The organism is Cellulosimicrobium sp. So1_17 (genome assembly GCF_055181235.1).
In genome coordinates, this window is the sequence record NZ_CM143702.1 from 2,145,988 (window position 1) to 2,171,915 (window position 25,928).

At 74.7% G+C, this 25,928-nt stretch carries 22 protein-coding genes and 1 tRNA gene; 14 read left to right on the forward strand and 9 right to left on the reverse strand.

Going from position 1 to position 25,928, the window contains the following annotated elements; translation table 11 throughout:
- The first annotated feature begins 43 nt into the window (after nt 1-43).
- The 8 genes from ACZCLJ_RS09410 (at nt 44) to ACZCLJ_RS09445 (ending at nt 9,073) form a co-directional block, all read left to right on the forward strand.
- Nucleotides 44-1,114 carry a LacI family DNA-binding transcriptional regulator gene (locus ACZCLJ_RS09410; protein ID WP_463106239.1) on the forward strand — a complete coding sequence of 357 codons (1,071 nt, stop codon included), beginning with the start codon at nt 44-46 and terminating at the stop codon, nt 1,112-1,114.
- A 137-nt stretch (nt 1,115-1,251) separates the two neighbouring features.
- Nucleotides 1,252-2,418: a Gfo/Idh/MocA family protein gene (locus tag ACZCLJ_RS09415; RefSeq protein WP_251152395.1), complete on the forward strand. Its 1,167-nt coding sequence runs from the start codon at nt 1,252-1,254 to the stop codon at nt 2,416-2,418.
- 71 nt (nt 2,419-2,489) lie between these two features.
- Nucleotides 2,490-3,710 carry a dihydrodipicolinate synthase family protein gene (locus ACZCLJ_RS09420; RefSeq protein WP_463106392.1) on the forward strand — a complete coding sequence of 407 codons (1,221 nt, stop codon included), beginning with the start codon at nt 2,490-2,492 and terminating at the stop codon, nt 3,708-3,710.
- The gene (locus ACZCLJ_RS09425) at nt 3,707-4,642 is read left to right on the forward strand and encodes a sugar phosphate isomerase/epimerase family protein (protein WP_463106240.1); all 936 of its coding nucleotides are present in this window, start codon (nt 3,707-3,709) and stop codon (nt 4,640-4,642) included. Before ACZCLJ_RS09420 ends, ACZCLJ_RS09425 begins: the two co-directional genes overlap by 4 nt.
- Before the next feature lie 198 nt (nt 4,643-4,840).
- Nucleotides 4,841-7,102: a heavy metal translocating P-type ATPase gene (locus ACZCLJ_RS09430; protein WP_463106241.1), complete on the forward strand. Its 2,262-nt coding sequence runs from the start codon at nt 4,841-4,843 to the stop codon at nt 7,100-7,102.
- 215 nt (nt 7,103-7,317) lie between these two features.
- Nucleotides 7,318-7,941 carry an alpha/beta hydrolase family protein gene (locus ACZCLJ_RS09435; RefSeq protein WP_463106242.1) on the forward strand — a complete coding sequence of 208 codons (624 nt, stop codon included), beginning with the start codon at nt 7,318-7,320 and terminating at the stop codon, nt 7,939-7,941.
- Nucleotides 7,942-8,041: 100 nt separating this feature from the next.
- A complete protein-coding gene (locus tag ACZCLJ_RS09440; protein ID WP_463106243.1) occupies nt 8,042-8,827 on the forward strand; it encodes a hypothetical protein in 786 nt (261 codons plus the stop codon).
- Between the two features lie 24 nt (nt 8,828-8,851).
- Nucleotides 8,852-9,073 carry a hypothetical protein gene (locus ACZCLJ_RS09445; protein ID WP_463106244.1) on the forward strand — a complete coding sequence of 74 codons (222 nt, stop codon included), beginning with the start codon at nt 8,852-8,854 and terminating at the stop codon, nt 9,071-9,073.
- Nucleotides 9,074-9,115: 42 nt separating this feature from the next.
- Here ACZCLJ_RS09445 and ACZCLJ_RS09450 read toward each other — a convergent pair.
- The 3 genes from ACZCLJ_RS09450 to ACZCLJ_RS09460 form a co-directional block, all read right to left on the reverse strand.
- A tRNA-Thr gene (locus tag ACZCLJ_RS09450) sits at nt 9,116-9,188 on the reverse strand.
- Between the two features lie 145 nt (nt 9,189-9,333).
- Nucleotides 9,334-10,875, reverse strand: a complete 1,542-nt coding sequence (locus ACZCLJ_RS09455; protein WP_251152400.1) for an alpha/beta hydrolase — start codon at nt 10,873-10,875, stop codon at nt 9,334-9,336.
- A 115-nt stretch (nt 10,876-10,990) separates the two neighbouring features.
- The gene (locus tag ACZCLJ_RS09460) at nt 10,991-11,587 is read right to left on the reverse strand and encodes a hypothetical protein (protein WP_463106245.1); all 597 of its coding nucleotides are present in this window, start codon (nt 11,585-11,587) and stop codon (nt 10,991-10,993) included.
- Nucleotides 11,588-11,808: 221 nt separating this feature from the next.
- Between ACZCLJ_RS09460 and ACZCLJ_RS09465 the strand changes: the two genes are divergently transcribed.
- On the forward strand, nt 11,809-12,213 hold the full coding sequence (locus tag ACZCLJ_RS09465) for an SHOCT domain-containing protein (protein ID WP_463106246.1): 405 nt from the start codon (nt 11,809-11,811) through the stop codon (nt 12,211-12,213).
- Between the two features lie 81 nt (nt 12,214-12,294).
- A complete protein-coding gene (locus tag ACZCLJ_RS09470; protein ID WP_463106247.1) occupies nt 12,295-13,284 on the forward strand; it encodes a TIGR03557 family F420-dependent LLM class oxidoreductase in 990 nt (329 codons plus the stop codon).
- 79 nt (nt 13,285-13,363) lie between these two features.
- Here the strand turns inward: ACZCLJ_RS09470 and ACZCLJ_RS09475 are convergent, their stop codons facing one another.
- Both ACZCLJ_RS09475 and tmk read right to left on the reverse strand, forming a co-directional pair.
- Nucleotides 13,364-14,500, reverse strand: a complete 1,137-nt coding sequence (locus tag ACZCLJ_RS09475; RefSeq protein WP_251152404.1) for a DNA polymerase III subunit delta' — start codon at nt 14,498-14,500, stop codon at nt 13,364-13,366.
- A complete protein-coding gene (gene tmk / locus ACZCLJ_RS09480; RefSeq protein ID WP_463106248.1) occupies nt 14,497-15,252 on the reverse strand; it encodes a dTMP kinase in 756 nt (251 codons plus the stop codon). The genes ACZCLJ_RS09475 and tmk overlap by 4 nt, the downstream gene beginning before the upstream one ends.
- A gap of 71 nt (nt 15,253-15,323) precedes the next feature.
- Here tmk and ACZCLJ_RS09485 point away from each other — a divergent pair, with 71 nt between their 5' ends.
- On the forward strand, nt 15,324-16,013 hold the full coding sequence (locus ACZCLJ_RS09485) for an HAD-IA family hydrolase (protein WP_463106249.1): 690 nt from the start codon (nt 15,324-15,326) through the stop codon (nt 16,011-16,013).
- A gap of 43 nt (nt 16,014-16,056) precedes the next feature.
- Here the strand turns inward: ACZCLJ_RS09485 and ACZCLJ_RS09490 are convergent, their stop codons facing one another.
- A complete protein-coding gene (locus ACZCLJ_RS09490; protein WP_463106250.1) occupies nt 16,057-16,542 on the reverse strand; it encodes a MarR family winged helix-turn-helix transcriptional regulator in 486 nt (161 codons plus the stop codon).
- Nucleotides 16,543-16,674: 132 nt separating this feature from the next.
- Here ACZCLJ_RS09490 and ACZCLJ_RS09495 point away from each other — a divergent pair, with 132 nt between their 5' ends.
- Entirely contained in the window at nt 16,675-16,851 is a 177-nt protein-coding gene (locus tag ACZCLJ_RS09495; RefSeq protein ID WP_251152407.1) for a hypothetical protein, read from the forward strand.
- A 4-nt stretch (nt 16,852-16,855) separates the two neighbouring features.
- Here the strand turns inward: ACZCLJ_RS09495 and ACZCLJ_RS09500 are convergent, their stop codons facing one another.
- Nucleotides 16,856-17,929, reverse strand: coding sequence for a Gfo/Idh/MocA family protein (locus tag ACZCLJ_RS09500; RefSeq protein WP_251152408.1), 1,074 nt, complete (start codon nt 17,927-17,929; stop codon nt 16,856-16,858).
- Nucleotides 17,930-18,057: 128 nt separating this feature from the next.
- On the opposite strand from ACZCLJ_RS09500, the gene ACZCLJ_RS09505 reads away from it, so the two are divergent.
- Together ACZCLJ_RS09505 and ACZCLJ_RS09510 are read left to right on the forward strand one after the other, a co-directional pair.
- The gene (locus ACZCLJ_RS09505; protein ID WP_463106251.1) at nt 18,058-18,945 is read left to right on the forward strand and encodes an ABC transporter ATP-binding protein; all 888 of its coding nucleotides are present in this window, start codon (nt 18,058-18,060) and stop codon (nt 18,943-18,945) included.
- Entirely contained in the window at nt 18,945-21,746 is a 2,802-nt protein-coding gene (locus ACZCLJ_RS09510; RefSeq protein WP_463106252.1) for an ABC transporter permease, read from the forward strand. The genes ACZCLJ_RS09505 and ACZCLJ_RS09510 overlap by 1 nt, the downstream gene beginning before the upstream one ends.
- Before the next feature lie 138 nt (nt 21,747-21,884).
- Here the strand turns inward: ACZCLJ_RS09510 and topA are convergent, their stop codons facing one another.
- A complete protein-coding gene (gene topA, locus ACZCLJ_RS09515; RefSeq protein WP_463106253.1) occupies nt 21,885-24,701 on the reverse strand; it encodes a type I DNA topoisomerase in 2,817 nt (938 codons plus the stop codon).
- A 136-nt stretch (nt 24,702-24,837) separates the two neighbouring features.
- Nucleotides 24,838-25,629: a phosphatase PAP2 family protein gene (locus ACZCLJ_RS09520; protein WP_463106254.1), complete on the reverse strand. Its 792-nt coding sequence runs from the start codon at nt 25,627-25,629 to the stop codon at nt 24,838-24,840.
- Nucleotides 25,630-25,928: the final 299 nt, after the last annotated feature.

The following is a 25,928-nucleotide window of genomic DNA, read 5'->3' on the forward strand; positions in this document are numbered from 1 at the left end:
GCCCCGGCGGCCGCCGACGTCGCGGCCCCGGTAGCCTGTGCGCGTGGCCGGACCGACCCTCAGCGAGGTAGCGCGCGCCGCGGGCGTCTCGCTCGCGACCGCCTCGCGCGCGATCAACGGCAGCGCGAACCGCACGGTGGGCGCGGACCTGCGCGAGCGCGTGCTCGCGACGGCCGCCCGGATGGGCTACACGCCCGACCCGAGCGCCCAGGCGATGGCGCGCGGACGCACGACGACGGTCGGGCTCGTGGTCCACGACATCGCCGACCCGTACTTCTCGTCCCTCGCCGCGGGCGTCAGCGACGCCGCCGACCGCGAGGGCCTCCTGGTCACGCTCACGAGCACGCAGCACAGCCCCGCGCGCGAGCTCGCGTTCGTCGAGCTCATGGACCGGCAGCGCGCGCGTGCCCTGGTCCTGGGCGGCGGGCGCCTCTCGACCTCGGGCGACGGCGGCACGCCACCCGACGCGCTGCGCGACGCGCTCGTGCGGTACCGCGACGGCGGCGGGCGCGTCGCGCTCGTCGGGCAGGCGCTGGGCGACCTCCCCGCCGTCGAGATCGCGAACCGTCAGGGCTCGGCCGACCTCGCGACCGCGCTCCACGGCCTGGGCTATCGGTCGTTCGGCGTGCTCGCCGGGCCGACGGGGCACCGCACTGCGGTCGACCGCGCGGCAGGGTTCGCCGAGGCGCTGGCCGCGCTCGGCTCGCCCGTCGACGACACGGCCGTGGTGCCGTGCGAGTTCACGCGCGACGGCGGCTTCGCGGGCATGCAGGAGCTGCTCGCCCGCACGGGTCCCGGCGGGCCCCCGCGGGCCGTGCTCGCGGTGAACGACGTCATGGCCGTCGGGGCGATGGCCGCCGCACGCGACGCGGGCCTGGCCGTGCCGCGCGACGTGGCGGTCGCCGGCTTCGACGACATCGTCACGCTGCGCGACGTCGTCCCCGGCCTCACGACCGTGCGCATCCCCCTGGTCGAGGTCGGGCAGGTCGCCCTGCGCCTCGCTCTCGGGCTGCCCGTCGGGCTCGACCTGCCCGGCGTCGTGCACGAGGTGTCCCCGGGCCGCGTCGAGGTGCGGGGCACCGTGGTCCTGCGCGAGTCCACGCCCTCTCTCTGACCACGTCCTCCCCTCCTGCCGCAGCGCGTGGGGCGACCCTCGTGGTTGACGCCGGAAAGCGCATTCCCTATGCTGGGTCGCACCAGCTTCTCTCGCCGACCTCGCCGTCGCGCGACTGACAGGACGGAGTCGTCCCGATGACCACCACCCGCACCCTGCGCATCGCCATGAACGGCGTGACCGGCCGCATGGGCTACCGCCAGCACCTCGTGCGCTCGATCCTGCCGATCCGCGAGCAGGGCGGCGTCGAGCTCCCCGACGGCACGCGGCTGCAGGTCGAGCCGATCCTCGTCGGCCGCAACGAGTCGAAGATCCGCGAGCTCGCCGCGCAGCACGACGTCGAGCACTGGACCACCGACCTCGACGGCGCGATCACCGACCCGACGGTCGACGTCGTGTTCGACGCCTCGATGACCGCGCTGCGCGCGAAGACGCTGACGAAGGCGATGCAGGCGGGCAAGCACGTCTACACCGAGAAGCCGACGGCGGAGACCCTCGCCGAGGCGGTCGAGCTCGCGCGGCTGCGCGAGGAGACCGGCGTGACCGCGGGCGTCGTGCACGACAAGCTCTACCTGCCGGGTCTCGTCAAGCTGCGCCGCCTCGTCGACGAGGGCTTCTTCGGTCGGATCCTGTCGCTGCGCGGCGAGTTCGGCTACTGGGTGTTCGAGGGCGACCACCAGGCCGCGCAGCGCCCGTCGTGGAACTACCGCAAGGAGGACGGCGGTGGCATGACCACCGACATGTTCTGCCACTGGAACTACGTGCTCGAGGGCATCCTCGGCTCGGTGCGCACGGTCAACGCCCAGACCACGACGCACATCCCGACCCGCTGGGACGAGCAGGGCAAGGAGTACGCGGCGACGGCCGACGACGCGGCCTACGGCATCTTCGAGATCGAGACCCCGGGCGGCGACCCCGTCGTCGCCCAGATCAACTCGTCGTGGGCCGTGCGCGTGTACCGCGACGAGCTCGTCGAGTTCCAGGTCGACGGCACGCACGGCTCCGCGGTGGCGGGCCTGCGCCGGTGCGTCGCGCAGCAGCGCGCCCACACGCCCAAGCCCGTGTGGAACCCGGACCTGCCCGTCACCGAGCCGTTCCGCGAGCAGTGGCTCGAGGTCCCCGCGAACGCCGACCTCGACAACGGGTTCAAGCTGCAGTGGGAGGAGTTCCTCCTCGACGTCCACGCCGGTCGCCCGCACCGCTTCGACCTCCTCTCCGCGGCCCGCGGCGTGCAGCTCGCCGAGCTCGGACTGCGCTCGTCCGCCGAGGGTCGCCGCCTCGACGTCCCCGAGATCACCCTGTGAGCGCCGCCACCCTCGCGGTCCCCGGCTCGCGCGAGCTGCGCGACCGGGACGGGTCGGGCGCCGTCGTGCACCTGCCCCGGTTCGCCGACGACGGCCGGGTCGCGGGCACCGAGGTGCGCGAGCTCCTCGTGCCGGGCCCGTGGTCCCGGCCGACCGCCCCGATCACGTCGCGCGTCGCCTTCGCCGCGGCGCACGTCGTGCCGCAGGTCGGCGCCGAGAACGTGCCGGGCCACCCGGCTCTCGTCGACTGGGACGCCACGCTCGGCTTCCGGCACCGCATCTGGGAGCACGGTCTCGGCGTCGCCGACGCGATGGACACCGCCCAGCGCGGCATGGGCCTCGACTGGGCCGCGACGCAGGAGCTCGTGCGCCGCTCGGCTGCCGAGGCGCGCTCCGTCGGCGCCCGGATCGCGTGCGGCGCGGGGACCGACCAGCTCGACCCCGCGGTCGTCGCCGGCTGGACGCCGGGCGACCCGGCGGCGCTCGACGCCGTCGTCGACGCGTACCGCGAGCAGGTCCGCGTCGTCCAGGACGCCGGCGCGCAGGTCGTCGTCATGGCGTCGCGCGCGCTCGCGCACGTCGCGCGGTCGCCCGAGGACTACGCGCGCGTCTACGACGCCGTGATCGCCGAGGCGGACAGGCCCGTGATCCTCCACTGGCTCGGGACGATGTTCGACCCGGAGCTCGAGGGCTACTGGGGCACGGCCCGGACCGACGACGCGACCGACGTGTTCGTCGACCTGGTCCGCGCCCATCAGGGAGGGATCGACGGGGTCAAGGTGTCGCTGCTCGACGCCGACCACGAGAAGGGCCTCCGCGCACGCCTGGCAAGCCTCGACCCGGGCACCGGGCCGGACGCGCCCGGGCCCGTGCGCCTGTACACGGGCGACGACTTCAACTACCCGGACCTCGTCGTGGGCGACGGGAAGCGGCACTCGGACGCGCTGCTCGGCGTCTTCGCGGCGATCTACCCGGCCGCGTCGACGGCGCTCCAGGCGCTCGACGCCGGTCACCCCGACCGCGCGCACGCCGTCCTCGCGGCGACGGAGGCGCTCGGGCGGCACCTGTTCACCGCGCCGACCTACCACTACAAGACCGGCATCGCGTTCCTCGCGTGGCTCAACGGCGCGCAGCCGGGCTTCCAGATGGTCGGCGGCCTCCACTCCGGCCGGTCGGTCGCCCACCTCGTCGCTCTCCTCCGCCTCGCGGACCGGGCCGGGCTCCTGCTCGACCCGGACCTCGCCGCGCGGCGCGCTCGCGTCTTCCTCGAGGCGAACGGGGTGACCCGATGACCGGCCCTGCACCGACGAGCGCACCCGGACGCGCGTCGTCCGGCACCGGCGCCGCCGACCTGTCGCGCTGCTCGCTCAACACCGCGACCGTCAAGCACGCGACGCTCGAGGAGGCCGTGGCCCTCGCCGCCGAGGCAGGCTACGGCGCCGTCGGGCTGTGGCGCGACCGCGTCCAGGAGATCGGCGCGGAGCGCGCGGCCCGCGTCGTCGCGGACGCCGGCCTGCGCGTGTCGTCGCTGTGCCGGGGCGGGTTCCTCACCGCCCCGGACGACGCCGGGATCGCCGCCGCGCTCGACGACAACCGGCGCGCCATCGAGGAGGCCGCGACGATCGGGACGAGCGAGCTCGTGTTCGTCGTCGGCGGCCTGCCCGCCAGCGGCACGCCCGGTCAGGGGCCGCGTCCCGACGCCGGACCCGGGGACCGCGACGTCGTCGCCGCGCGCGCCCGCGTCGCGGACCGGATCGGCGACCTCGTCCCGTTCGCGACCGAGCACGGCGTGCGGATCGTCCTCGAGGCGCTGCACCCGATCTTCGCCGCCGACCGCGCCGTGATCTCCACGCTCGGCCAGGCGCTCGACCTCGCGGCACCGTTCGACGCCGCGGCCGTGGGCGTCGTCGTGGACACCTACCACGTGTGGTGGGACCCGGCCCTGCGCGAGAGCATCGCACGCGCCGGTGCCGAAGGACGTGTGGCGGGCTACCAGGTCTGCGACTGGATCCTGCCGCTCGCGAGCGACCCCCTGCTGTCGCGCGGGTACGTCGGCGACGGGTACGTCGACTTCCCGACGATCACGCGGTGGGTCGCCGAGACCGGCTACGCGGGCGACGTCGAGACCGAGATCTTCCACCAGGAGATCTGGGACGCCGACCCGCGCGACGTCGTGGCGACCGTCGCGGAGCGCTACGCGCGTCACGTGCTGCCGCACCTGTAGCCCTCCTCTCGCCGCACCGCGGCACCTCGAGACCGGCAGTCCGGCCCGAGATCGGCACCCCTCCCTGCCGATCTCGGACCGGGCTGCCGGTCTCGTGCCGTCCCTGCTCGTCGCGGCCCTCTCTTGACGAACCTCGTGCGGAGGCGCATGATCAGACATAGATACCCCCTGGGGGTATGGATGAGCTCAGGAGGAACGATGGGACAGCAGAACGAGCCCGGGCACCGGCACGAGGGCCACAGCGCCGCGGCCGTCGCTCCCGCGAACGGTCGCGGAGCCGGCGGCACCGTCGCGCACGACGCGTCCGGGCACGGGACGTCGGGGCACCAGATGGCGCAGCACGACATGACGGAGCACGGCGGGCACGACATGACCGGGCACGGCGGGCACGGCGGGCACGGCGACCATGTGGCGCAGTTCCGGCGGCTGTTCTGGGTCATGCTCGCGCTCGCGGTCCCGACGGTCGTGCTGAGCCCCATGTTCGCGATGCTGCTGGGGTACGAGCTGCCCGACGCCGCGTGGGTGCCCTGGGTCTCCCCCGTGCTCGGCTCGGTGATCTTCCTGTGGGGCGGTCGCCCGTTCCTCTCCGGCGCCGTGAGCGAGCTGCGCGACCGCGCGCCCGGGATGATGACGCTCATCTCGCTCGCGATCACGGTCGCCTTCGTGTCGTCGCTCGGAGCGTCGCTCGGGCTGCTCGCGCACGAGCTCGACGTGTGGTGGGAGCTCGCGCTGCTCGTCGTCATCATGCTGCTCGGGCACTGGATCGAGATGCGCTCGCTCGCGCAGACGGCCTCCGCGCTCGACTCGCTCGCGGCGCTCCTGCCCGACGAGGCGGAGCGCGTCGCCGACGACGGGACCGTCACGACGGTCTCCCCGACCGACCTCGGAGTGGGCGACCTCGTGATCGTCCGCCCCGGCGGGCGGGTCCCCGCCGACGGCGAGGTGGCCGACGGCAGCGCCGACGTCGACGAGTCGATGATCACGGGCGAGTCGCGCCCGGTGCGCCGGTCGGTCGGCGACCCGGTCGTCGCCGGCACCGTCGCGACCGACGACGCGCTGCGCGTGCGCATCACCGCCGTCGGGGACGACACCGCGCTCGCCGGCATCCAGCGTCTGGTCGCCGACGCGCAGTCCTCCTCCACGAGGACGCAGCGCCTCGCCGACCGCGCCGCCGGGTGGCTGTTCTGGTACGCGCTCGGTGCCGCGGCGCTCACCGTGGCCCTCTGGCTCGTCTTCGGCACCCCCGAGCAGGCGCTGATCCGCGCGATCACGGTGCTGGTCATCGCGTGCCCCCACGCGCTGGGACTCGCGATCCCGCTCGTCGTGTCGATCTCGACCGAGCGGGCTGCGAAGGCCGGGGTCCTCGTGAAGGACCGTCTCGCGCTCGAGCGGATGCGCACGGTCGACACGGTGCTCTTCGACAAGACCGGCACGCTCACCGCGGGCGAGCCCGTCGTCACCCACCTCGCCGTGGCCGGCGACCGCACCGAGGACGAGCTGCTCGCGCTCGCCGCCTCCGCGGAGGCCGACAGCCAGCACCCCCTCGCGCGGGCGATCGTCGCCGCGGCGGAGGGACGCGGCGTCGACACCCCCCGCGCCTCCGGCTTCCGGTCGCTCACCGCGGTCGGGGTCGAGGCGACGGTTCCCGGGCCGGAGGGCGGTCGACGGGTCGCCGTCGGCGGTCCCGCGCTGCTGCGCGAGCGTGGTCTCGAGCCGCTGCCCGACGCCGCGGCGTGGGAGCGCGACGGCGCGACCGTCCTGCACGTGGTCGTCTCGGACACGGCTGACCTCGCCGAGGGAGACCCTCGGACGGCCGAGGGAGCACCCCGGTCGGCCGAGGGAGCACCCCGGTCGGGCCGGGTCGTGGGTGCGCTCGCGCTGGCGGACGCGGTCCGGCCGGAGTCGCGCGAGGCCGTCGACGCGCTGCACCGGCGTGGCGTCCGCGTCGTCATGATCACGGGCGACGCCGAGCCGGTCGCCCGGGCGGTCGCCCGCGAGCTCGGCATCGACCAGGTCTTCGCGGGCGTGCGCCCCGAGGACAAGGACGCGAAGGTCGCGGAGCTGCAGCACGAGGGCCGCGTCGTCGCGATGGTCGGTGACGGCGTGAACGACGCCCCGGCCCTCGCCCAGGCGGACGTCGGCATCGCGATCGGCGCGGGGACCGACGTCGCGATCGCGTCCGCGGGCGTGATCCTCGCGAGCTCCGACCCGCGGGCCGTGCTCTCGATCATCGAGCTGTCCCACGCGTCCTACCGCAAGATGCAGCAGAACCTGTGGTGGGCGGCGGGCTACAACATCGCGGCCGTCCCCCTCGCGGCCGGCGTGCTCGCACCGGTCGGGTTCGTCCTGCCCATGGCCGTCGGCGCGATCCTCATGTCCGTCTCGACCGTCGTGGTCGCCGCCAACGCGCAGCTCCTGCGCCGCGTCGACCTCGACCCGGCCCGCCTCGCGTCCCGCTGACCCTTCGTCCTCGACCTGCGGGGGTCGGCGCACTGACCAGCCGCGCCGGTCCGTGCCGAACACGACATGAAGGTCGTCTCGGGCCGTTTTTCGACCTTCATGCCGGGTTCGACGGCGCGCGACGTCGTGGTCGGCGTCCCGCCGCGACGCGGGACAGGGCGCGGACCGGGGCAGCCGCGAGAGCCGGCGAGGCGGACCGCTGCGAGACTGGGGCCGTGACCACCCCGACTGCTCCGACCGCGCCCGTGGCCGGCGTGCTGCTCACGCCGGGCGCGGGAGCGAGCCGCGACCACCACTCCCTCGTCGCGGTCGAGGAGGCCCTTGCCGCGCTGCCCACGCCGGTCCCCGTGCGACGCGTGGACTTCCCCTACCGCCTCGCCGGCCGGCGGATGCCCGACCGGCCGGCGGTCGCCGTCGGGCACGTGCGCGCGGAGGCCGAGGCGTTCGCGCAGGAGCTGGGCACCACGACCGACCGGATCGTTCTCGGCGGCAGGTCCTACGGGGGCCGCATGTGCTCGATGGCCGTGGCCGAGGGGCTGCCTGCCGCCGGGCTCGTGCTCGTGAGCTACCCCCTGCACCCGCCGGGCAAGCCGGAGCGGCTGCGCACCGAGCACCTTCCCGACCTGCACGTCCCGACGCTGGTCGTCTCGGGTCGGACCGATCCCTTCGCGACCCCGGACGAGCTCACCGAGCACCTCGCGTCGATCCCCGGCCCGGTGACGCGCGTGGAGCTGCCGGGCGCGCACGACCTGCGGAACCAGGACGGCGCGGTGTGCGAGGCGATCGTCGCGTGGCTGGGCGGTCTGGACGGCCCGAGGAGCGGTGCGCCGAGCAGGTGACCACCGCCGGGTGGCGTCCGCCTGCGCACCCGCCGTCCAGGATGGTCGCCGGGGCTGCGTACGATGTGGCGCGACCGTCCTGCTCGACCCGGAGGTACTCATGCGCGCCGCAGCCCGAGCTGCCGCGACCGTCCCGCTGACGGCCCTCGTGCTCGCCTGCGCCGCGGGGCTCGCGGCGCCCGCCCTGGCCGCGGACCGTGACAGCGGCGGTGAGCTCAGCGTCACGACCGACGGCGTCGCGTTCGACGCCTCGCGTCTGGGCGACGAGCGCGGCTGGCTCAGCTACGCCGTGACCGCGCCGGACGGGTCCCGCCTGCGGCTGCTCGGCAACGGGTACTCGCCGGAGGAGACCGCGGACGGCCACCTCGCGCTCGACGTCCCCGCACGTGGCGCGTACCGCGACGGGTGGTGCGTGACCTGGGTGCACCTCACCGGTATCCGGGACCAGTTCGCCGGCTGGTCGGGCGACTCCCCGGTGTGCACGACGTCGCCCACCGCGACCCCGGCGCCGACGGCCACCCCCACGACCCGGCCCACCGCGGAGCCGACGCCGCCACCCGTGGTCGACGCCGCGCCGTCGACGCCCGACGCCGCACCCGCGGCGCCCGTCGAGCCGGTCGCCGCCGAGCCGGAGCCCGCGGCCCCCACGCCCACCGAGACGCCGACCGAGGCCCCGGTCGAGTCGCCGACGCAGACCCCGTCCCCGAGCGCCGAGACCACGACCGACCGGCCCGAGCCCTCGCGGACTCCGCTCGTCACCGCGGGCGAGCGCAGCGCGCCCCCCGCCCCCGGGAGCACCTTCCCGACCTTCGTCGTCGCGGGTGTCGGCGGCCTCGTCGCAGCCGCCGCGGGCGGGGCGATCCTCCTGCTGCGTCGGGCGGGCTGAACGGCGCCGTGGCAGGGTGGCGCCATGACGTGGACTGCACGCTTCGTGGGCGGCGACCTCGACGGTCAGGTGTCGACGCTCGACGACGACGCCCTCGACTGGTCCGGCCACTACGTCCACGACCCGGCCGAGGGCACGACGACGCACATGCTGACCCAGTCCGACCCGCCGCGGCACGTCCAGCGGTACGAGCGCCGGACGGCGCCGGACGGGGAGACCGACTACCTGCTCGCGCTCGTCCCCTGACGACGAAGGCCCGGAACCGTGAGGTTCCGGGCCTTCTGCCTGAGCCGCCTATCAGAATCGAACTGATGACCTATTCATTACGAGTGAATCGCTCTACCGACTGAGCTAAGGCGGCGTGCTGCAGTGAGGCTCGCTCGCGCGAACCGCCGCAACGATCGCCTACTGTACCCGGCGATCGGCCCAGACTCCAAAGCGGCGCGAGAGCACCGGCCGGACCGGCCTCGCGGCGCCCTGGGAGAGGTCCGCGCCGCGTCCCGACGTCAGCAGGTCAGCCCGTCCTCGGGGACCGTCCCGTCGACGAGGTAGGCGTCGACGGCGTCCCCGACGCACGCGTTGGAACGGCCGTAGGCGGTGTGCCCCTCGCCCTCCCACGTGACGAGGACGGCGGAGTCGAGCGCCTTCGCGAGGCCCTCGGCCCAGACGTACGGCGTCGCGGGGTCGTTGGTGGTGCCGATGACGACGATCGGCGCGGCGCCGGCCGCGTGCACGTCGAACTCCTGCTCGACGACGGGGTACGGCCAGTCGGCGCACGTGAGCGCCCCGTAGGCGAAGAACGAGCCCATGGTCGGCGCCTCGGCCTCGAGGCGCTCGCGCTGCTCCTCCATCGTCGCGGGGTCGGGGTCCTGCCGGCCGTCGAGGCACCCGACGGCGCGGAAGGCCTCGGTGGAGTTCGTCGCGAACGACCCGTCGGGGTTGCGGTCGTTGTAGAAGTCCGCGAGGTACAGCAGCGCCGTGCCGGTCCCCTCGTCAAGGGCCTCGGTGAGGGCCTGGGTGAGCACGGGCCAGCTCTGGTCGTTGTAGAGCGTCACGGCGATGCCGTAGAACGCGAGCGTGGACGTGAGCCGCCGGTCGGAGCTCGTGGGCAGCGGGTTCGCCTTCGCGGCGTCGAGCAGGGCGCGGACCTGGCGCATCCCCTCGTCGACGTCGCCACCGAGCGGGCACGACGCGCCCGCCTGGCAGTCCTCGACGTACGCACGCAGGGCGTTCTCGAACCCGACGGCCTGCTGCTCGCTGGTCTCCGCGGAGGACAGCGTGACGTCGATCGCGCCGTCGAGCACGAGCCGGCCGACCTTGTCCGGGAACAGGCCCGCGTACGTCGCGCCGAGCTGCGTCCCGTAGGAGTAGCCCAGGTACGCGAGCGTCTCGTCCCCGAGCACGGCACGCAGCATGTCCATGTCGCGCGCCGCGCTCTGCGTGTCGACCTGACCCAGCAGGTCGCCGGTGTTCTCCGCGCACGCCTCGGCCCACTCGCGGTAGCCGGCCCGGCGCTCCTCGAGCCCGGCCTCGCCGTCGGGCACGTCGTACTCGGTGGACAGCGCCTCGTCCTTGCCCGCGTCGTCGAGGCACGCGACGGGGTCCGACTGCCCGACGCCACGCGGGTCGAACCCGACGAGGTCGTACGCCGCCTTGACCGGCTCCCCGATCATCTGCGCGGCGTCCCCGACGAAGTCCACGCCGGACGCACCGGGGCCGCCCGGGTTGGTGAGCAGCGAGCCGATCCGTTCGCCGCTCGCCGGCAGACGCTTGAGCGCGAGCTCGATCTCCCCCGCCTCGGGGTCCGCCCAGGACAGGGGCGCACGCGCCGTCGTGCACTCCCACCCGCCCTCGCAGTCCTCCCAGGCGAGGCCCTGACCGTAGAAGTCCTCGAACCCCTCGGGGGCGGCCTCGCCGGTCCCCTCCGACGTGCCGGAGGTCGCGACGTCGTCAGCCGGGGTCTGCACCTTGGGCGGCACGGAGCAGGCCCCGACGACGAGGGCGAGCGCGAGCGACGAGGCGGCCAGGACGGCGCGGCGGGACTTCACCCGGACACGGTAGCCGCTCCGGTCACGGCCCCGGGCGGGGGTGTCGCCCGGGGGCCGTCCTTCCACAGGCTCTTCACCGCGCGCGCCGGGGTGGGCGGGCTGCCGGACCGACCGACTACTGCGCCTCCACCCAGGCGACCTCTCCCGTCGCCCCGTCGACCGCGGGCGGCACGACGACGCTCCCCTGGTCACCGAGGACGGCGGTCACCTCGGCGGACGCGTCGACGTCGTCGGGCACGGCGACGACCGACGTCGCCGGGACGAGGTCCATCGTGCAGACGGAGTCGTCGGGGATCTCGACGAACGTCACCACGACCTCCGTCCCCTGGACCGTGGCGTCAGGCTCCGCGACGAGGGGGCAGGTGCTCGACCCGTAGGTGATCACGTACAGCAGTCCCTGCTCGGCGCTCCACGCCGCCCCGGTGCCGCCCTCGGTCGGGCCGTCCACGCCCGACGGCAGGCCCTTGCCGGTGGCGCCCGCCTCGATGGTCATGGTCGCGGCGTCGGGCGCCATCGACGGCGCGCCCTCCGTGGGCTCGGACGTCGTCTCGCCGCCCGTGCCGTCGTCCGACGGCGACTCCGCCGCCGTCTCGTCCCCGCCGCCGTCGGTGGACGACGCGCACGCGGCGAGCGTCGACCCGGCGAGCGCCAGCCCGACGAGCATCGACAGGCGGACCGCGGGGTGCGGCGCGCGGCGGGTGGTGGTGGCCATGGTGTCTCCTTCGTCGGGACGGTCCGGCTGACGCGCCCATCCTGGCGCAGGCCGCCCGGTACGGCACGTGCGAGGCGGCCCGCGGTTGCCGGGCCCGGCCGGATGCCCTGAAGGGCCGGATCCGCCGAGGACGGGCGATTTCTCCCGCTCGCCGCGCGCGATCCGGTCGGTGTCGCTAGGTTCGGCGCTGCAAGCCCTCGCGCGGCGACCGTTCGCGCAGGATGCGGCACTCGTCGAGAAAGGGCGGAACCGTGGACTTCTGGGACTTTTTCTGGTTGCTCGTCTGGAGCTTCTTCTTCATCGCGTATCTGATCGTCCTCTTCCAGATCGTCGCGGACCTGTTCCGTGACCGAGACCTCTCCGGCTGGTGGAAGGCGGTGTGGATCATCTTCCTCATCTTCCTGCCGGTGCTGACCTCGCTCGTGTACCTCATCGCTCGCGGCCGGGGGATGGCGGAGCGGCAGGTCGCAGCGGTCGCGCAGGCGAAGCAGGACACCGACACGTACATCCGCACCGTCGCCGGCTCCTCGCCGACGGACGAGATCGCGAGCGCGAAGGCTCTCCTCGACTCCGGTGCGATCACGCCGGAGGAGTTCGCGCACCTCAAGGCGAAGGCGCTCGCCTGAGTCTCGCGTGATCCTCGACGGACCGACGACGGCCCGGGTGCCCCGCGTGCGGGTGTGCCCGGGCCGTCCCACGATCGGGGTATGACCCGATTCGGATACACCCTCATGACCGAGCAGTCCGGCCCCAAGGAGCTCGTGGGATACGCCGTCGACGCCGAACGGCTCGGCTTCGACTTCGAGGTCTCGAGCGACCACTACTTCCCGTGGCTCGACACGCAGGGCCACTCCGGCTACGCGTGGTCGATGCTCGGCGCTGTCGCTCAGGCGACCGAGCGCGTCGACCTCATGACGTACGTGACGTGCCCCACCGTGCGCTACCACCCCGCCCTGGTGGCCCAGAAGGCGGCGACGCTCGGGATCCTGTCCGACGGCCGGTTCACGCTCGGCCTCGGCGCCGGGGAGAACCTCAACGAGCACGTGGTCGGCAAGCGCTGGCCCGCCGTCGACGAGCGGCACGAGATGCTCGCCGAGGCGGTCGACATCATCACCGAGCTCTCGACCGGCGACTTCCTCACCTACGTCGGCCACCACTTCCGCGTCGACTCGGCGCGCGTCTGGGACGTCCCCGACGAGCCCGTGAAGATCGGCGTGGCCGTCTCGGGCGAGCAGTCCGTCGGGCAGTTCGCGACGGTGGCCGACCACCTCATCGCGACGGAGCCGAAGGCGGACCTCGTGCAGCAGTGGGACGCGCTGCGCGCCGACGCGTCGCTCGAGCCATCGCGCAAGATCGGCCAGATCCCCATCTCGTGGGACCCCGACGCCGATGCCGCCGTGCAGCGCGCGCACGAGCAGTTCCGCTGGTTCGGCCTGGGCTGGCCCGTGAACGCGAACCTTCCCACGACCGAGGCGTTCACCAGGGCGTCGTCGTTCGTGCGCCCCGAGGACGTCGCGGGGTCGATCCCCTGCGGACCCGACCTCGACGCCGTCGTGGAGGCCGTGTCCGCCTACTGGGAGGCAGGCTTCACCGACATCGCGATCGTCCAGATCGGTGACGAGAAGCAGCAGCAGTTCCTCGACGAGGCCGCCGGCCCGCTCCTGGAGAAGCTGCGTGACGCGGCGCCCTCGTCGTAACACGGGGCGGGGGAGAATCGGCCCGTGAGCGGACGAGCCGCGCGCCGCGGGCAGCGCCCCACGCTCGTCCGGTCGACGGTCAGCCCTGCGGGCGCAGCGCGACGGTCATGGCCTCGACCGCGAGCAGCGGTGCGACGTTGCCCTCGAGCCGCTCGCGCGCGACACCGATGGCGTCCATGCGCCGCACCGTCTGCTCGGGCGTCGAGTCCTCGGCGAGCGCCTGCACCGTCTCGGCGAGCCCGGTGTTGACGAGCTCGACCTCGGCACCGAGCTGGACCACGAGGACGTCGCGGTAGAGCGAGAGCAGGTCGACCATCGCGCGGTCGAGCACGTCGCGCTGGTGCCGGGTCGCGCGGCGCTTCTGGTCCGCCTCGAGGTCGCGCAGCTGGGACCGCAGCCGCGGCGGGAGCGTCTCGCCGTCGGCGACGCCGAGCGCTCGCAGCAGCTCCGCCTTCTCGCCCGCGTCACGCTCCTCGGTAGCGGCCTTCGCCTCGGCCTGCGCGAGCTCCACGAGCTCCCCGGCGGCGAGGACCGCGTCACCCACGCCTCGGATCCGGCGGGCGAGGGACAGCACCGAGCTCCGGCGGTCGCGCGCACCGGCGTCGCGCGCGAGCCGGCGCGCCAGACCGATGTGGCTCTGCGCCGCACGCGCCGACGCCTCGGCGACGGCCGGGTCGACCCCGTCCCGCGCGACGAGCAGCCGCGCCACGGCCTCGACGGGCGGGACCCGGAGCACGACGCCGCGGCAGCGCGACCGGATGGTGACGAGGACGTCCTGCGGGCTCGGGGCGCACAGGACCCAGACGGTGTGCGGGGCCGGCTCCTCGATCGCCTTGAGCAGCACGTTCGTGGTGCGCTCCGCCATGCGGTCCGCGTCCTCGATGACGATCACGCGCCGTCGGCCCTGCGACGGGCTGCGGCTCGCGACACCGACGAGGTCGCGGACCTCGTCGATCTTGATCGTCACGAGCTCCGTCGCGACGAGCGTGACGTCGGGGTGCGTGCCCGCGAGGACCGTGCGGCACGCCTGGCACCGGCCGCACCCGCCCTGCTCGCACTGGAGCGCCGCGGCGAACGCCCGCGCGGCGTTCGAGCGGCCGGAGCCGGGCGGCCCGGTGAGCAGCCAGGCGTGGGTCATCGCGGCCGGGTCCGCCACCGCGGCGCTCAGCGTCGCGACGGCCTGCTCCTGCCCGACGACGTCGTCCCAGACGCTCACGCGCCCGCACCCCGCGGCCGGGCGGCGGGCCCGAACCCTGCGCCGGGCTCGTAGCCGAGCGCGCTGTCCGAGTCGTCGAACCCGTCGTCCGGACGCGCCTCGACCGTGTCCTCGGCCTCCTCGACGACGGGTGTCAGCTCGAGCCGCGCGGCGACGTCGACGCGGATCTGCGCCTGGAGGTCGTCGACCGGCGCTGCGGCGTCGAGCACGACCCAGCGCTCCGGTGCGGCGGCCGCGCGGGCGAGGAACGCCTCGCGCGTGCGCCGGTGGAACTCCGCGCCGGCCCGCTCGAGGCGGTCGTGCGTGCGGCGGATCCGCGCCGAGGCGACGGTCGGGTCGAGGTCGAGCAGGATCGTCACGTCGGGCATGAGGTCCTGCACCGCCCAGCGCGAGATGAGCTCGACCTCGTCGGCACCGAGCTCTCGCCCGCCCGCCTGGTAGGCGACCGAGGAGTCGAGGTACCGGTCCGTGACGACGATCGCGCCGCGCGCGAGGGCCGGGCGCACGAGGCTCGCGACGTGGTGCGCGCGGTCGGCGGCGTAGATCAGCGCCTCGGTGCGCGGGTCCATGTCCTCGCCGTGCAGGACCGCGGCGCGCAGCTCCTTGCCGAGCGTCGTGCCGCCCGGCTCGCGCGTGAGCACGACCTCGCGCCCCGTCAGCTCGCCGAGCCACTGCCCGAGCAGGCGTGACTGCGTGGACTTGCCGACGCCGTCGCCGCCCTCGAACGAGACGAAGTACCCGGGTGCGCTCACGGCGTCCACCCTAGCCGCGGGCACCGACCTCGACCCCCGCGTGCCTCGTCCCGCGGGTTAGCCTCGGGGGCATGCCCGTGATCCCCACGCCCGGTGCCGCGTTCGCGGACCGCACGTTCGACGCCGTCCTGTTCGACATGGACGGCACGCTCATCGACTCGGTCCCGGCGGTCGACCGGAGCTGGAGGCGCTGGGCGGCGGAGCAGGGTCTCCCCGACCCCGAGGACTTCCAGATCCAGCACGGGACGCCGGCGCGGACGCTCATCGGGACCCTCCTCCCCGCGGACCGCGTCGAGGCCGCCTACGAGCGGATCCACGAGCTCGAGCTCGTCGACAACGAGGGCGTGACGGTCCTCGCGGGCACGCGTGAGGCGCTCACGACGCTCCCGGCGGAGCGGCAGGCGATCGTCACGTCGTGCACGACGCCGCTCGCGGCCGCCCGCATGGCGGCGTCCGGCCTCGTGGCCCCGTCCGTCGTCGTCACCGCCGACGACGTCGAGCGCGGCAAGCCCGACCCGGACCCGTTCCTGCTCGGCGCCGAGCGGCTCGGCGTGGACCCGGCGCGGTGCCTCGTCGTCGAGGACGCCCCGGCGGGCATCGCCGCGGCCCGCGCGGCCGGCTGTGCGGTCCTCGCCGTGACGGGGACGCACTCCGCCGACGAGCTCGCGGCCGCCGACCCCGCCCCCGACGCCGTCGCGCCGGGCCTGCGCGCCGTACGGTTCGCCGTCGTGCCGGACGGGGTGCGCGTCACCGACGCGTGACCCGCCTCGCGCCGGGAACGCAGCAGGCGCTCGGTGCGCCGCGTCAGTACACGCCCGCGCGCAGAGCGGCCGCGACGACCTTCGACGCCGCGGCGTGCACCTCGGCGAGCTCGTCGAGCTCCAGGCCGGTCGCCGCCACGATCGCGGGCGGGATGCGCTCGGCCTCACGACGGCGCTCGCGCCCCTCGGCGGTGAGCGTCACGCGTACCTGGCGGCCGTCGTCGGGCGAACGCTCGCGCCGCACGTAGCCGAGCGTCTCGAGCCGCTTGAGCAACGGCGAGAGCGTCCCGGCGTCGAGGTGCAGTCGCGTCGCGAGGTCGCCGACGGTCGAGGTCGTGCCGGCGGCGTCGTCCTGCCACAGCGCGAGCAGCACGAGGTACTGCGGGTGGGTGATGCCGAGCGGCTCGAGGAGCGGCCGGTAGAGCGCGACCATCCCGCGCGCCCCTGCCGACAGCGCGAAGCAGACCTGCGCCTCGAGCGCGAGAGGGTCGGCGAAGGTGTCGCTGCCGGGGTGCGCGGTGTCCGTCACGTCGCCAGGGTAGCCCGGATCGCGCTATCGTGTGGTGCACCAATGATTGGCGCACCAAGCAATGACGGGCGGGCGAGGATGACGAGACGGTCGGCGAGAAGCACGGGGAAGCGGGACGGACGCACGGTCGGCATGCGGATCACCGAGCGCTTCCTGCCGATCTTCGGCCCGGCACAGCTCGGCCGCCACGACGCGGACGGGCGCGGGGTGTCCGACGCCGAGCGCGAGCGCGACCGCGAGCTCCGCACCCGTTTCGAGCGGGTCACGGGCCCCGACGGCCGCACCTACGTCGTCGAGCACACCGACTGACGCGTCACTCCCCCGGGTAGACGACCCCCACCTGGCGGCGCACCTCGTCGAGCGTGCGCATGACCTCGAGCGTGCCGTCCCACGACATGCGCGGGCTCTGCGTCTCCCCCGCCGTGACGCGCCGCGCGACCTCGGCGGCCTGGTACTGCTTGCCCTCCCCCGAGAACCCGTCGTAGAACCACGACGACCCGTCGTTCAGGACCACCCGGAACGACGTCGGCGCGTAGAACGCCCCGTCGACCTCGATCCGCCCGGCCGTCCCGGAGATCACCGCGCCCGTGGCGGTGCGCGACCACAGCGTCGTCGAGAGCGTCGCCTGCGCACCGCCCTCGTAGCCCAGCACGATGCTCACCTGGCCGTCCACACCCGTCTCGGTGAGCGCGCCCACGGCCGTGACGCTCGACGGCGCGCCGAGCAGGTCGTGCGCGAACGACACCGGGTACACGCCGAGGTCGAGCAGCGCCCCGCCCGCGAGCTCCGCCGCGTACAGCCGGTGCGCCGGGTCGAACGCGAAGAGCTGGCCGTGGTCGGCGCTGACGTTGACGACGTCGCCGATCTCGCCGCGCGCGATCACGCCCCGCAGCGCGGCGACGTGCGGCAGGAAGCGCGTCCACATCGCCTCCATCACGAAGACGCCCGCCTCGCGCGCGGCGTCGAGCACCTCGCGCGCCTCCGCCTCGTTGCGCGTGAACGCCTTCTCGACGAGCACGTGCTTGCCCGCGCGGATCGCGAGCAGGGCGTGCTCGTGGTGGTGCGAGTGCGGCGTCGCGACGTACACGACGTCGACCTGCGGGTCCTCCACGAGCGCCTCGTAGCCCTCGTGCGTCGTCGGGATGCCGTGCGACGTCGCGAAGCGCTCGGCGCGCACGCGGTCGCGGGACCCGACGGACGCGACGCGGCTCTGCGTGTGCCGGCGCACCGCCTCCGCGAACGACGACGCGATCCCGCCCGCGCCGAGGATGCCCCAGCGCACCGTCGGCGCCGACCGCGGGTCGGGCACGAGACCGGACAGCTCGCCCAGGACGTCGGCCGGCAGGTCGCGGGCGGTCAGGGCACGGGGGACGGCGGTGTCGCTCATGGCCACACCGTATCCCGGTGGGAGCGGTCCCCCACCGCGCCGACCGAGGACCGGTAGCGGGAGCAGCGGACGGGCGGCATCACCCGCCGGGGTGATGCGCGCCGGCCGTCGTCACGTCACGATGAGGCATGCCGCGCCACCCTGACCAGGCCCCCGGCCCGACGCCCGCGCCCGACGTCGCCCCACCGGCGACCCCCGAGCCGCGCGCGAGCGCACGCGGGCTCGTCAAGGTGTACGGCACGGGTGACACGTCGGTCCGCGCGCTGGACGGCGTCGACGTCGACTTCGCGCGCGGCCGGCTCACGGCGATCATGGGGCCGTCCGGGTCGGGGAAGTCGACGCTCATGCACTGCCTCGCCGGCCTCGACTCGCCGACGTCCGGCAGCGTCGTGGTAGACGGGCAGGAGATCAGCCGCATGTCGCAGCGCCGGCTCACCGCGCTGCGCCGCACGCGCGTGGGCTTCGTCTTCCAGTCGTACAACCTCGTGCCGACGCTCACCGCCGCCGAGAACATCACGCTCCCCCTCGACATCGCGCGGGCGCCGGTGGACCGGGCGTGGTTCGACGAGGTGGTCGACGCCGTGGGCCTGCGCGACCGCCTGCACCACCGGCCGTCCGAGCTGTCCGGCGGCCAGCAGCAGCGCGTCGCGTGCGCGCGGGCGCTGGTGTCCCGGCCGTCGATCGTGTTCGCCGACGAGCCCACGGGCAACCTCGACTCCCGCTCCGCCGGGGAGGTGCTCGCGTTCCTGCGCCGGTCCGTCGACGAGCTCGACCAGACGGTCGTCATGGTCACGCACGACCCGCGCGCCGCGTCGTACGCGCACCGGGTGGTCTTCCTCGCCGACGGGAGGATCTCGGGCGAGCTCCACGACCCGACGCAGCAGGACATCCTCGACGCCCTCGCCGCGTCCGCGGGCGAGGTGGACGACGGCGCGGCCCGTCCGTCCCCGGTGCCCGACGGCGCCCGCGCGACCGGGGTGCACGGGCGCCACCTCGCGCAGTCGGACGGGCAGTGATGCTCCGCGTCGCGCTGCGCGGGGTCCGCGCGCACCTCGTGCGCTTCGTGCTGTCGGTGCTCGCCGTGACGCTGGGCGTCGCGTTCGTCGTCGGGACGTTCGCGTTCCGGGGCATGCTGTCCTCGACGTTCGACGACATCATCGCGACGACGCTCGTCGCCGACGTCTACGTGCGCGGCTCCCAGGAGGTCACGGGCGCCGCCCCGCAGGAGGGCGGGGGCGGCGGCGGTGCGACCGGCGGCGGGTTCGCCGCGGAGCGCACGCTCGTCCCGGACGACCTCGTGACCAGCATCGAGGACGTCGACGGCGTGGACCGGGCCGTCGCCGACGTCTCGGGCCCCGCGGTCCTCGTCGCCGCGGACGGCACGGCCGTCGTGACGAACGGCCCGCCGAGCGTGGCGCTCGCCGTCGACGAGGAGGACCCGAGCCTCACGCTGCTCGAGGGTGCCTGGCCGGGGCCGGGCGAGATCGTGCTCGAGGAGAGCGCCGCGGAGGCCGCCGGGCTGAGCACCGGGGACGAGACGACGATCGTGCTCGGCGACGAGCCGAGGCCGGTCACCGTCTCGGGCGTGTTCGGGATCGAGGCGGCCGCCGCCGGGGCAGTCCTGATCGGTCTCGACGACGCGACGGCGCGCGAGGTCTACGCGCCCGACGGCCAGGTCGCGCAGATCGCGGTCTGGGCCTCGGGGAGCGACGCAGGCGGCGGGACGGACGACGGCGGCACGGGTGGCACGGATGGCACGGCCGCGGCCGACGAGGAGGCGCTCGCCGAGCGCGTGGAGGCCGTGCTGCCCGACGGCGCGCAGGCCGTGTCCGGGACGCAGGCGCGCGAGGAGGCGAGCGAGGCGGTCGAGGAGGTCCTCGGGTTCGTCGAGACGTTCCTCCTCGTCTTCGCCGCGATCGCGCTGTTCGTGGGGGCGTTCATCATCGCCAACACGTTCCAGATGTCGGTGCGCGAGCGGCTGCGCGAGCTCGCCCTGCTGCGCGCCCTCGGCGCGTCGCCGGTCCAGGTGTTCTCGTCGGTGCTGGCCCAGGCGCTCGTGGTGGGGCTCGTCGGCGGGGCGCTCGGCGTCGCGGGCGGAGCGGCGCTCGTGCGGGTCATCCGCTGGGGCCTGGCCGCCGCCGGGATGGAGTTCTCGGGCCGTGTCCCGCTCGGCGGCACGCAGCTCGCGGCGGCGGTCGGGCTCGGCGCCGCGGTGAGCGTCCTCGCGGCCGTGCTCCCCGCGCGCCGGGCCGCGGCGATCCCGCCCGTCCAGGCGATGCGCGACGACGTCGCCCCCGAGCGCGGCACCCTCGCCCGGGCGGTCGGCGGGATCGCGCTCGTCGCGGTGGGCGCCGGGACCCTGTGGCTCGCCGCGCACCTCGGGTCGTCGGTCGCCGACGACCCGACCGGGTGGACGTGGGTCGACGACCTCAGCCCGCGCGTGCTGCTCGGCGTGGGCGCCGGGCTCGTCCTCGTCGGCGTGCTCGTGGGCTCCCCGGCGGTCGCGCGCGGCGTGCTCACGGTGCTCGCCTGGCCCCTCGTGGCCGCGTTCCGGCCGCTCGGGCGGCTCGCGCGCGGCAACGTCACCCGCAACCCGCGGCGGACCGCGAGCACCGCGGGCGCGCTCCTCATCGGCATGGCGCTGGTCTCCGTCACGGGGGTCATCGCCGCCTCCACGCAGGCGTCGGTGCGGAGCATCGTCGAGACCGAGGTGCGGGCGGACCTCGTCGTGGACTCGGCAACCCAGACGATCCCCGGAGGTGCGGTCGACGCGGTGCGCGCGGTACCGGGGGCCGAGACGGTCGACACGGTCCGGCTCGGGCTCGCGCCGGTCGCGACCGTCGATGCACCGGAGGACGGGGCCGGCGGGACCGGAGGATCCGACGGGACCGGAGGGTCGGGCGGGTCCGGAGGGTCGGGCGGCTCCGGCGAGGAGGCGCGCGGGACCGACGTCGCGGGCGTCCCGGCGACGTTCTTCGAGACGGCGCTCGACCCCGTGACGCTCCAGGGAGACCCGACGTCGACGCTCGAGGACGGGGACGTCGTCGTGCACCGGCGGACCGCGCGCGAGCGCGGCTGGGAGGTGGGCGACACGGTGCTGCTCGGTGGCGAGGGCGGCACCGGGAACGGCACCGGGGGCAGCGAGACCGCCGGTGCGCCGGTCGAGGCGACCGTGGGCGCGGTCATCGACAGCCAGCTCGTCGGCACGGGGATCCTCGTGCGCGACGACGTGTTCGACGCCGTCGTCCCGCCCGCCCAGGCGAGCGTGCGGATCGTCTACGTGAGCGCCGTGGACGACGCGAGCCCCGCGCAGCTCGACGAGCTCCGGGAGGGCCTGACCGACGCCGTCGCGCCGTACCTCGTGCTGACGGTCCTGGACCGCGAGGAGACGGCGTCGGCGTTCGCGGACCAGGTGGACCAGGTGCTCGTGATCCTCTACGCGCTCCTCGCGCTGTCGATCGTCATCGCGCTGCTCGGCATCGTCAACACGCTCGCGCTCTCGGTCATCGAGCGCACGCGCGAGATCGGGCTCCTGCGCGCCGTCGGGCTCGGACGCCTCCAGCTCGCCGGGATCATCGCGATCGAGTCCGTGCTCACGGCCGTGTACGGGACGGTGCTGGGTGTCGCGACGGGCATCGGCATCGGCGCGGCGCTGCCCGGCGTGCTCGCGGACGAGGGCCTGAGCACGCTCGCGATCCCCTGGGGCCAGGTGCTCGCGATCCTCGGCACGGCGGTGGTCATCGGGCTGGTCGCGAGCGTCTGGCCCGCGATCCGCGCCGCCCGGCTGCCGGTCCTCGACGCGGTGACCGTCGACTGACCGCTCGCGCGTCGGGGGCCGACGTCCCCGACGTCGCACCGCGGTACTACCTCGCGAGGTAGTACCGCGGTCGATGTGGAAGGACCTCGGTACTGCTTCGCGAGGTAGTACCGCGGTCGATGTCGAGGGACCTCGGTACTACTTCGCCGACCTGGCAGCAGGCTTCTTCGCGGGAGCCTTCTTCGCGGCGGGCTTCTTGGCCGGCGTGCGCTTCTTCGCCGGGCCCTGCGCGCGCTTCTCCGCGAGGAGCTCGATCGCGCGCTCGGGCGTGATCGACTCCGGCGTGACGTCGCGCGGGAGGGTGCGGTTGGTCTCGCCGTCGGTCACGTAGGCCCCGAAGCGTCCGTCCTTGACGACGATCGGCGTGCCCGTGGTCGGGTCGTCGCCGAGCTCGCGCAACGGCGGGGTCGCGGCGCCGCGCCCGCGCCCGCGCTTCGGCTGCTTGTAGAGCTCGAGCGCCTCGTCGAGCGTGACGGTGAACATCGCCTCCTCGCTCGGGAGGGTGCGCGAGTCCGTGCCCTTCTTGAGGTAGGGACCGTAGCGGCCGTTCTGCGCCGTGATCTCCTCGCCCGACTCGGGGTCCGTCCCGACGACCCGGGGCAGCGACAGGAGCTGCAGGGCGTCCTCGAGCGTGACCGACTCGAGCGTCTGCGTCTTGAGCAGCGACCCGGTGCGGGGCTTGGGCTGCGCGGCCTTCGCGCGCTTCTGGGCCGCAGCCGACAGGCTCGTGTCGATCGGCGGGAGGTCGAGCACCTCGGTGACGTACGGGCCGTAGCGCCCGGCCTTCGCGATGATCTCGTTCCCCGAGACCGGGTCGGTGCCGAGCACCCTGCCGTCGTCCGCCCCGGCGGCGAGCAGCTCGCGCGCCTTGGCGACGGTCAGCTCGTCGGGGGCGACGTCGTCGGGCACGGAGGCGCGCGGCGGGTTCTCGCCCTCCTTCACCTCGGCGGCGAGGTCCTCGACGTAGGGGCCGTAGCGCCCGACGCGCAGCTGCAGACCCTCGCCGATCGGCACGGAGTTGATCCCCCGTGCGTCGATGTCGCCGAGGTTCTCGACGAGCTCACGCAGGCCCTCGCCCGTCTCGCCCTTCGCGGCGTCCCCGAAGTAGAAGTGCGTGAGCCACTCGACGCGGTCGCGGCGACCGGCCGCGATCTCGTCGAGGTCCGCCTCCATCGCCGCCGTGAACCGGTAGTCCACGAGCCGGTCGAAGTGCTCCTCGAGGAGGCGCACGACGGCGAACGCGAGCCAGCTCGGCACCATCGCCTGGCCGCGCGTGAGCACGTAGCCGCGGTCCTGGATGGTCGAGATCGTCGACGCGTACGTGGACGGACGGCCGATGCCGAGCTCCTCGAGCGCCTTGACGAGGCTCGCCTCGGTGTAGCGCGGAGGGGCCGACGTCGAGTGGCCGGCCGCCTCGAGGTCCTCGCCGCGCAGCGCGTCGCCCTGCGCCATCTGCGGCAGGCGCGCCTCGCCGTCCGTGTCGCCGCCCTTGCCGGCGGCGCCGAGCGAGTCCTCGGCGTACCGGTCGACGTCCGAGCTCTCCTCGTACGCCGCGAGGAAGCCGCGGAACGTGATGACCGTGCCCGACGCCGCGAACACCGCGTCGCGGCCGGCGACCCCGGCCTCCTCGGTCCCCTGCACGGTGGCGAGCGGCGCGCCCAGGCGCACCGACGCCGTCGAGCCCTTGGCGTCCGCCATCTGCGACGCGACCGTGCGCTTCCACACGAGCTCGTAGAGCTTGAACTGGTCGCCGCTCAGCTCCTTCGCGACCTGCGCGGGCGTGCGGAACGAGTCCCCCGCGGGGCGGATGGCCTCGTGCGCCTCCTGCGCGCCCGCGTTCTTCGACGCGTACACGCGCGGCTTCTCCGGCACGAAGTCCGCGCCGTAGAGCTCGGCGGCCTGACGCCGCGCGGCGCTCGTCGCCTCGCTCGACAGCGACGGCGAGTCGGTGCGCATATAGGTGATGTAGCCGTTCTCGTACAGCGACTGCGCGGTGCGCATCGTCTGGCGCGACGACATGCGCAGCTTGCGGCTGGCCTCCTGCTGGAGCGTCGACGTCGTGAACGGCGCGGCCGGACGACGCGTGTACGGCTTGGTCTCGAGCGAGCGCACGACGAAGTCCGCGTCCGTCAGACCGGCGACGACCGCCCCGGCCGTCGCCTCGTCGAGCTGCCGCACGCCGTCGCGCTGCGCCGCCGGCTTGAGCTGGCCACGGTCGTCGAAGTCGCGCCCGGACGCGACCCGCGCGTCGCCGAGCTGCACGAGACGGGCGCCGAACGCCTTGCCGGCGTCGTCGGGGGCGGCGGCCGCGGCCGCGCCCGCCAGACCGAACGTCCCGGAGACGTCCCAGTACTCGGCCGCGACGAACGCCATGCGCTCGCGCTCGCGCTCCACGACGAGGCGCGTCGCGACGGACTGCACGCGGCCCGCGGACAGGCCCTGACGGACCTTGCGCCACAGCACCGGGGAGACCTCGTAGCCGTAGAGACGGTCGAGGATGCGGCGCGTCTCCTGCGCGTCGACGAGGCTCGTGTCCAGGTCGCGCGTGTTCTGCAGCGCCCGCTGGATCGCCTCGCGCGTGATCTCGTGGAACACCATGCGCTTGACCGGGACCTTGGGCTTGAGCGCCTCGAGCAGGTGCCACGCGATGGCCTCGCCCTCGCGGTCCTCGTCCGTCGCGAGGTAGAGCTCGTCGGCGTCCTTGAGGGCGCGCTTGAGCTCGGCGACCTTCTTCTTCTTGTCCGCGTAGACCTCGTAGTACGGGTCGAAGCCGTTGTCGACGTCGACCGCGAACTTCCCGTACGGACCCTTCTTCATGTCCGCGGGCAGCTCCGACGGCTGCGGCAGGTCCCGGATGTGCCCGACGCTCGCCTCGACCTCGTAGTCGTCACCGAGGTAGCCCTGGATCTTGCGAGCCTTGGCGGGCGACTCGACGATCACGAGCTTGCGTGGCATCCCATCCTGCTTTCGTCGGTACGAAGTCTGTTCCGTGCGCCGGTCTCTCGCGGGTTCCCGTCGGCGCCCTGCGGCGCACGACCCCGGCCGCGGACCGGGCAGCCTACGACGTTACGCCATCCGCGCCAGCGGCACCCTACTCCTGAACCCCGACGGCGTCCGGACGAGCCGTGGACTGGCGGACGAGCAGGAGCAGCGCGAAGGCGCCGGCCGTCACCCCGGCCACGCCGGCGACGCCGCCGAGGTACGCGGTCGCCTCCTGCGCGGTGGTCGTGTCCCACGTGGCCGGCGTCGCGCGCATCGTCCACAGGGCGACGACGCCCGACGCCGCCGCCCCCAGGAGCAGGAGCACCGCCGTCACGACGGACCCCGGCGAGGCGCCGGCGCGCGGGTCGAGCGACGAGCGCGGCGTGAACGCGCACACGAGCGCGCCCCACGCGAGCACCACGAGGACGGCAGCGACGACGTCGCTCGGCCGGTGCCACTGCCCGACGAGCGTCGAGACACCGATCGCGGCCGTGTACGCGCCGCCGAGGACGGCCACGAGGGGCCGCGCCGCCCGGGGCACCACGAGGAGCAGCGCCGCCGCGACCGACGCCGCGACGGTCGTGTGCCCGCTCGGCAGCGAGTTCTCCGCCGTCCAGCCACCGATGAGGTTCTCGCGCCCGAGCAGGACGTGCTTGACCGCCTGGGTCGTCACGTTGGCCCCCACGACGAGGAACCCGACCTGGACCGCGAGCCCCCAGCGCCGCCGCACGACGGCGATCGCCATCGCCGCGGCGAGACCGACGACGACGAACGTCACCGACACCGTGTCCAGCACGGGCTCGCCCAGCGTCCACAGCGGGCCCTGCCCGTTCACCGCGCCGTCGAACGCCGCGCGCTCGAGCATCTGGCCCGCGTACGTGTCGACGAAGAACCGCCACACGGCCCAGGCGAGGGCGGCCGCGGCGACCGCGACCAGCCCGGCGACGACACGCGGGGCGACCCGCGCCGTCGGGCCGGGCTGCGCCGTCGGGCCTGTCCGCTCGGACGGGCCGGAGGTGCCGACCGGGCGCTGCGGGCCTGCCGATGGACGGGCCGACGGTGCGGCGGGAGTCCCGGGGTGCGGTCCGACGGTCCGCCCTGCCGGCGCCGCGACCGGCAGCGGGCGTGTCCCGGTCCCGCCACCAATCGGCAGCGGTCGGGTCGGCGCGTGGTCGGACATCCTCCCACCGTAAGCGACGT